Origin of the sequence: Methanoculleus sp. SDB, assembly GCA_001412355.1 — an archaeon.
Lineage (GTDB): Archaea > Halobacteriota > Methanomicrobia > Methanomicrobiales > Methanomicrobiaceae > LKUD01.
Genome location: LKUD01000010.1, coordinates 35,706 through 43,293, shown reverse-complemented (window position 1 = coordinate 43,293; position 7,588 = coordinate 35,706). Strand labels below are relative to the sequence as shown.

Below are 7,588 nucleotides of genomic sequence, written 5' to 3'. Positions count from 1 at the left end.
GGGAACACGGCTACGGGAACAACGACCGTGACGGTGGTGGACACCACGCCGCCCGTAATCAGCGTCGCCGTCACCCCGGATATCCTGTGGCCGGCGAACCATAAGATGGTTGAAATACAGGCGATAGTGACGGCAACCGACATATGCGATGCGGCACCCGTTACGACTCTCGTCAGCATCACCAGCAATGAACCGGATGATGACATCGGTATCGGCGATGGCGACACCACGAATGATATTCAGATCACCGGCGGCTCGGACTACGCCTTCAAGCTGCGTGCGGAACGGGCCGGTACAGGAGATGGGCGTATTTATACTATCACGTATACCGCAACCGATTTCTCCGGCAACAGCGCCAGTGCATCTGCCATAGTCAGCGTGCCGCATGAGAAGTAAGAGAAAAAATCCGGCCGGGACAGGTGAGTGAACGTGGAGGGAGCCTATCCCCCCGTCGGTTTTTTGATAGGATCGGGAGGGAAAAACGTGCGGAACAGATTGGTTGCGGCATTGGTGCTCACCGTAGCTCTCGTTGCAGGAAGCGCCGCAATAGTGCCGTTTGCCGGGAGTGTCCCGGGAGAGGAAGCAGGTGCTTATACCGCCGTGCATCGGGCTGAAACCTCTTTTCAGGTTCTCTCAGACGTCCTCAACGGTACAACGGAAGGAACATGGGCCTACTCGTATCGAAATCCCGTTCCATCCGGAACAATTCTCGATACATGGTACGGTTCGATCTCCTTTCCGCAGGAAGAGGGATGGATCGTCTTCATCGATGACAGGCCCGGGGAAAATTGGGCGCACCCGTGCCGGTACGTCTTTGCAAATAGCGTCGGAATCCTCTTCGTATACGATGCGGTCGGCCCTCCCGGAACCATGACAAACTGGGATAGACTGTCCACATGCCGGGATAACCTGATTGAAGGGTATCAAACGGATAACCGGGAATTCCGGTGCATCGTTATCGGGGATCGGATTCTGTACTGGCATCAGCGGGTCATCGATGGTGCCGTCGTCGAGGGGGATTATATCCTTTTTACGTTCGATAAAAACACACGGGAGCTTCTCTCACGGGAAGAGCGGTGGCAAAGCGACGTCCCCGACCACGTGATCCCGGCACTGTCACGGGAGCAGGCCGAATCGATGGTTCAGGGCAGGGTACTGTCCAGCCGGCTTGTCATACCGTCTCCCGAATCGTCGGCATTCCCCCTTCAGTCCCCTCCCGGCACCGTCTGCTGGGTGGTGCAGAGCGCAGTTGATAACGGAATAGAAACAACCCTTGTTGATGCCGGGGATGGAACGATCCGTGGTACCTCTCTCTCCGAATCCGGCAGTGCCGCTATGGGTACTCCGCCGGCGACCTCCAGCGTTCCACCCGCCACAGAATCCGTTTCACCGACCCGGTCAGAACCGATCGCTCCGTCCCCAAACCAGATACCGGGATTTGGGAGCCTGGGATCCCTTGCGGGAGTACTGGCAGGAATGGGGTATTTCCTGATTAAAAATGAATAATCCGCAGTCGTATGGCGGGGAGGTATCCGGACCTCCCGGGAAGAGAGCACCACCGGTAAAAATCCCGGGATAACCGCGCACCGGGAAGCGTGAGAATTGGGAAACACGCTATTATTCCGGAAATCTATAACAATTATTCTCACAAAAATTTCATCGCTCCGGAGGAAATTCATCTCATGGCTGAAAGAATCGGGATACTTCTGTCCCTTATTGTTCTGGTAATTGCTCTGGCGGCCGGCGGGATGCTCCCTCCGGGTATGCCGGATTCCCCTCCCGGTATCGCACCGGAAGAAGCCGCAATGTATGAAGATTTCACGTCGGGTTTTTTAAACCGGCAGGTGTGGGCGATCACCGGGGAAGGGGATGCCCGGCAGCGGGTAATCAATGTGAGCGATGTCGATCCCACGGAAAATCGGGATTATCGGTTGACATTAGGGATCGATACCGTCGGGACACGTGATGATACCGTGAAATTTGCGGGTATCCGGACCATCCGGAGGATAAACCTTGACGGTGAACGGGTGGTCTCTGTCGATCTTGACTGGAACAATCAAAGAAACGGGTGCTACCTGACCGCTTCCCTCTACTTATGCCCGACAATCACGGAGGGAAATCCCGAAGACGAACAGGACTGGCTTAAATTTGAATACAGTGGTGTCCCCCCCGGGCATAATGCCCGGTCTGTCATCGCATCAAAGGTGAATGGGAGCGTCAGGTACCTCTATACGGAAGGCTGGCCGGATCAGCGGATCGGCAGGCCGATCGGGAACCAGCGGATTGTAATTGTCACGAATGAGGGAAGAATCCGGGTATCGGAGAATGGAACGGAAATATACCGTTCCCGAGATGGCGCCCTGACATTCACTTCTGCCCATATCTATCTCCAGATGAGCAGTCATAGCAATTACCCGCTCCGCATCGTCTGTTTCGACAATGTGATCGCGGTGTAAGGGCTGTCATATCCGCAGAATGCAGGAAAAGGAATATTAATACACCGCCCTTTTAAATCATTATTCACAAAACCTGGATATTCCATGTCGCCCGACCGCATATTATATATCGATGACGAGCCCGCCCTTCTTGAAATCTGCAAGCTGTTTCTGGAAAGAGAAGGTGATTTATCCGTCGACACCGCCCCGTCCGCCATGGAGGGACTGGCACTGATCGAGAGCGGCACATACGATGCCGTCATCTCCGACTACCTGATGCCGGAAATTGACGGGATCGAACTTCTGAAGCGGATTCGGGCGAGTGGAAATACGATTCCCTTCATCATTTTTACGGGAAGGGGACGGGAACAGGTGGTAATCGAGGCCCTGAACAGCGGAGCCGACTTCTACATCCAGAAGGGAGGAGATCCCCGGGCGCAGTTTACCGAACTGGCAAACCTGGTCCGCCAGTCGCTCAAACGGTACAGGATGGAAAAAGCCCTTATCGAAAGTGAACAGCGGTATCGGGATGTGGTCGAGGATCAGACGGAACTGATCTCCCGTTTCCTTCCCGATGGGACTCACGTGTTCGTCAACGAGGCGTATTGCCGATATTTTGGCAAAAAAAAGGAAGAAATACTCGGAAAAAAATTCACTCCCGAAAGTCCGCCCGGGGAGCTCAGGGAGGTGCGGGCACTTCTCGACTCCCTCACCCCCGAACATCCGGTGGGAATGATGAACCAGAGGACCATCATGCCCGACGGGCGGATCCGGTGGCAACGCTGGATTGACCGGGGTATATTTGATGAAAAGGGAACAATCATCGAGTTTCAGTCGGTTGGACGGGACATCACGGAAACAAAAGAGATTGAAATCGCCCTCCGCGAATCGGAGAAAATGCTCTCGGATATCATCAATTTTCTCCCCGATCCGACCTTTGCCATTGATCGCGAGGGCAGAGTGATAGCATGGAACCATGCGATAGAGGAGATGACCGGCGTGGCAGCGGCGGATATGCTGGGAAAGGGCAACCACGAATATACCATACCGTTTTTTGGGGAACGGAGGAAGATACTTATCGATCTGATCTTCGCACCCGAGGAGGAGATCCTGAAGCTGCAGTATAATAATATCATTCGGAGAGAGGGTAAACTGCTCATTGCCGACACGTCTCTCCCGCGCCTGCACGGGAAACAGGCAATCCTCTGGGGAAAGGCCGCTCCCCTCTACAACGAAAACGGCGAGATGTTCGGTGCAATCGAAGCGATCCGCGATCTGACCGGTCGGAGAGAGGCCGAGGAAAAGGCTGATCTTCTCTCCAGTTTTATCGAAACATCGCCCGCTGCCATCACCATCCATGATACGGACGGCCATTTCCTCTACACAAACCAGAAAAATCTGGATCTGCACGGGTATACGCGCGATGAGTTTTTTGCGCTGAATCTTCACGATCTCGATGTACCGGAAGACACCGAACTCTATGAGCAGAGGATGCGTAACCTGCTGGAAAAGGGCGAGGCAACCTTCGAAGTCTCCCACGTCAGGAAGGATGGTACTATTCTTCCGCTTCAGGTTGTTGTAAAACGCATCCGCTGGAACGATCGCGATGTTGTCATGAGTATCGCGACCGATAGTACCGAACGCAAGCGGAGTGAAGAGGCGCTCCGCGAGAGCGAGGAGCGATACCGGAGCCTCATAGAACATTCCTTCGATGGCGTGGTCATTCATCGCAAGGGCACGGTCATTTTTATTAATGAGACGGCCATGCATATGTTTGGTGCCGGAAACAGGGAGGAACTCATCGGGAAGCCGGTTCTTGATTTTGTTCACCCTGCTTCGAGGAAGGACGTAGAGGAAAGGATACGGAACCTGCATGATACACAGGAAAGGACCGTCCCTCCCCTTGAAGAGAAATTTATCCGGCTGGACGGCACGGCATTCGATGTCGAAGTCCTCGGGACGAAATATTCCTTTGAGGGGAAGCCCGCAATCGAAGTCCTCTTTCGGGACATAACAGAGCGAAAACAGGCGGAGAAAGCACTTCAGGAGGCTAACCGGCAGCTGAACCTGCTCAACAGCGTGACACGGCACGATATGGCGAACCAGCTGCTCGCACTGACCGGTTTTATAGAGCTCGCCCGGGAGACGGAGGACGACCCGATCGCCGTAAAGAATTTTCTCGGGAAAATTCATTCTGCAGCAGAAGCAGTTTCGCGTCAGATCGAGTTCACAAAGACATACCAGAATCTCGGAGTGGAAAAACCGTTCTGGCAGAGCATCGAACGGTATTGTACTCAAACGGCTGGAAACATCACCGTTTCCTGCGAGTGCCGGGGCATCGAGATCTATGCCGATCCCATGCTCGAAAATGTCTTTGCAAATCTCGTCGACAACTCGATGCGCCACGGGGGACATGTCACTCATATCGGCATCACGTGCCGTGACAAGCCGGAAGAGCTGTTAATCGTCTATGAGGATGACGGCACGGGCATTTCGGACGAGAACAAAGAAGAGATTTTTAAACGGGGATACGGACGAAACACGGGATTCGGTCTTTTCCTTGCACGGGAGATTCTCAGCCTCACGGGGATTGCCATCCGTGAAACCGGGAAAGCGGGCGCCGGTGCACGGTTCGAGATCACTGTGCCGAAAGGCGTCTATCGATACGGCGGACAATCGTAACGAGTGATCACCTGCCGGCGGAAGTACAATCCCGCTCCCACGCTGACACGGTCGAGGCGGGAGCGGTGCCATGAATCGCCGATTTTCGGCACCCGAATGGCAAAAACAACAATGTTCTTGTACTTTCAGGGTGAGATACAGGCATAAAAGAGGCGCGATTGGAATGGAAGACGATTTTTCCGGTCTGACGAAGCGGATGTACCTGGTCGTCTCCGGAAATATGTCGACACCGCTTTTTATCGGGGTCGTCCTCCTCTCCGTCCTGTTCGGCCTTGATGTCGCGACAACCACCATGGTTCTTTCCCTGGGCGGCATGGAAGGGAATGTGCTGATGAGCGGCATCGCGCAATTTCCGTTTCTCCATCTTCTTATCAAGGGGATCACCATGATCGCAATCACCCTTATTGTCCGCTGGGCGGACACCATTGTCCGGGGGATTGGCCTGTATCCCCTGTCGCTGGCCATCATCGTGTATGCCATCGCCGTCGCCAACAATGTCGGCGTTCTCCTGCTCCTTCGCGGATAAGCGTGTTTTCCGGCCCATTCCCGGCCGAAGGAAGGAAGAGATTATATCCTCATACTCCGATATCTGCGCTGCATCGTGATGCTGATGATAAAACCGGATAAATCCCGCATCATCGTCCGATCCGCAGGTGTACCACGCAATGAATGATTCCTGCCGAATTAGCCCCCCGGCCGTCTTCATAGGAGCAACCGGACACAGGGGAAGGGGTGTCTTTGCAGGGAAGGATTTCGATCCGGGTGACGAGATCGAGATATGCCCGGTCATCGTTCTCGACACTCCTGCCGAGCGCAGCCACATTGACCGCACGCGGCTCTATGATTATTATTTTGCCTGGGGAGAGGGAGAAGAGCGCACCGCAATCGCACTGGGATACGGGTCGCTGTACAACCATTCCTACCTTCCCAATGCCGATCATGCCCCGGACTGCGCCGCCGGGCTGATCCGGATTTTCGCATGCCGCCCGATCCGGAAGGGCGAGGAGATCACGATCAATTACACCGGATCTCCCGACAGCAGGGATCCCGTGTGGTTTGCCATCTCGGGAGAATCGTAAACGGGGGGCGGAATGAAGTTTCCTGAAAAAAAAAGAACGGGAAAGTGAGACGCCGGTTTCAGGAGAGAAGAACCCGGTCCATACCGTGGATGATGCCGTTTGATGCGGTGATATCGTGTTTGAATACCCGGGCATCCCCGATTAGCAGATCATTCCCCTCATCGTTACGTGCATAGCATCCTTGATCATCAACCCATACCTTCATTCCCCCCGGAATAACTATTTATGTCGCCGATCTCCTTCGGTACTCCACCCGGGAATCACCCGATCCTATCTTCACGATCCGGAAGGGCACGCATATGACAGAACAGAGTGGTCCTATCTTTTTTCATGTCGATATGGACAGTTTCTTCGCGTCCGTTGAGATACGTGAGCGCCCTCATCTTGCGGGCACACCGGTTGTGGTCGGCGCAGATCCGAAAGAAGGGCAGGGGCGCGGGGTGGTGAGCACATGTTCGTACGAAGCCCGTTCCTATGGTATCTGCTCGGGAATGCCGATATCGCAGGCGTATCGTCTCTGTCCGTACGCCACGTTTCTCCCTGTCCGCATGCAGCTGTACGCACGGGTATCGGAAACTATCATGGCACTCCTGAACAGGTATTCGCATGAGTGCTGGCAGGTATCCGTTGACGAAGCATATCTTGTCCCGGCCGGCGTGCACGATTACGAATCTGCCCTCCCGGTTGCCGAAAAAATTCAGCATGCTGTCACTGCCGCCGAAGGCATCACATGCTCGATCGGTATCGGCCCGAGCAGGGTTGTGGCAAAAATAGCGTCGGGATATCAGAAACCCGCCGGGGTGACGATCGTGACGCCCGGGGAGACGGCGCGGTTCCTTGCCCCGCTCCCGGTGGGAACGATACCCGGAATCGGGTGGAAAACGGCGGCAGAACTCCAGAAAGCCTGCATCGGGACAATCGGACAGCTTGCGGAGTATGATGTACAGCGGCTTATGGAATGGTTCGGGAGATCGGGCATCGCCATGCACGAACTGGCTCTCGGGCGCGACATCCGCCCTCCCGTGCAGGGCGGGCAGAAATCGATCGGCAGAGAAATTACATTCGCGGAAGACCTCGACGACAGAGAGCGGGTATGCACTGCGGCAACAGACCTTGCATGCATGCTGCACGGCCACCTCGCGATCCGCTCCCTCCGGTTTAAGACGGTGACGCTGAAAGTGCGTTTCGGTGACTTCCGGACAATTACCCGTGCGTTTTCATTCCCGCGTTTCACAGATGACCTGCGTGCCCTGCAGGAAGCGGTGCTGATGCTGCTTGATGCGATGCTTACCGGGCCGAAAGTCCGCCTTGTCGGCATCCGGCTCTCCGCACTCGACTGCGACGGATCCCGGCAGACCACCCTCGGGGATTTCTCTGACCCCCGGAAATAAA

Annotated in this window: 7 protein-coding genes; all 7 read left to right on the top strand. The window is 55.0% G+C overall.

The genetic code is table 11. From position 1 onward, the window contains the following. Nucleotides 1-27 precede the first annotated feature (27 nt). The 7 genes from APR53_07290 (at nt 28) to APR53_07260 (ending at nt 7,587) form a co-directional block, all read left to right on the top strand. Nucleotides 28-396, top strand: coding sequence for a hypothetical protein (locus APR53_07290; protein ID KQC05572.1), 369 nt, complete (start codon nt 28-30; stop codon nt 394-396). 27 nt (nt 397-423) lie between these two features. Then, nucleotides 424-1,506, top strand: coding sequence for a hypothetical protein (locus APR53_07285; GenBank protein KQC05571.1), 1,083 nt, complete (start codon nt 424-426; stop codon nt 1,504-1,506). An 89-nt stretch (nt 1,507-1,595) separates the two neighbouring features. Next, nucleotides 1,596-2,456 carry a hypothetical protein gene (locus APR53_07280; protein ID KQC05570.1) on the top strand — a complete coding sequence of 287 codons (861 nt, stop codon included), beginning with the start codon at nt 1,596-1,598 and terminating at the stop codon, nt 2,454-2,456. 84 nt (nt 2,457-2,540) lie between these two features. Continuing rightward, nucleotides 2,541-5,117: a hypothetical protein gene (locus APR53_07275; GenBank protein KQC05569.1), complete on the top strand. Its 2,577-nt coding sequence runs from the start codon at nt 2,541-2,543 to the stop codon at nt 5,115-5,117. Between the two features lie 163 nt (nt 5,118-5,280). Then, on the top strand, nt 5,281-5,643 hold the full coding sequence (locus tag APR53_07270) for a hypothetical protein (GenBank protein ID KQC05568.1): 363 nt from the start codon (nt 5,281-5,283) through the stop codon (nt 5,641-5,643). Between the two features lie 139 nt (nt 5,644-5,782). Beyond that, on the top strand, nt 5,783-6,196 hold the full coding sequence (locus APR53_07265) for a lysine methyltransferase (GenBank protein ID KQC05567.1): 414 nt from the start codon (nt 5,783-5,785) through the stop codon (nt 6,194-6,196). Between the two features lie 299 nt (nt 6,197-6,495). Beyond that, nucleotides 6,496-7,587, top strand: coding sequence for a hypothetical protein (locus APR53_07260; protein KQC05566.1), 1,092 nt, complete (start codon nt 6,496-6,498; stop codon nt 7,585-7,587). The last annotated feature ends 1 nt before the right edge of the window (nt 7,588 follow it).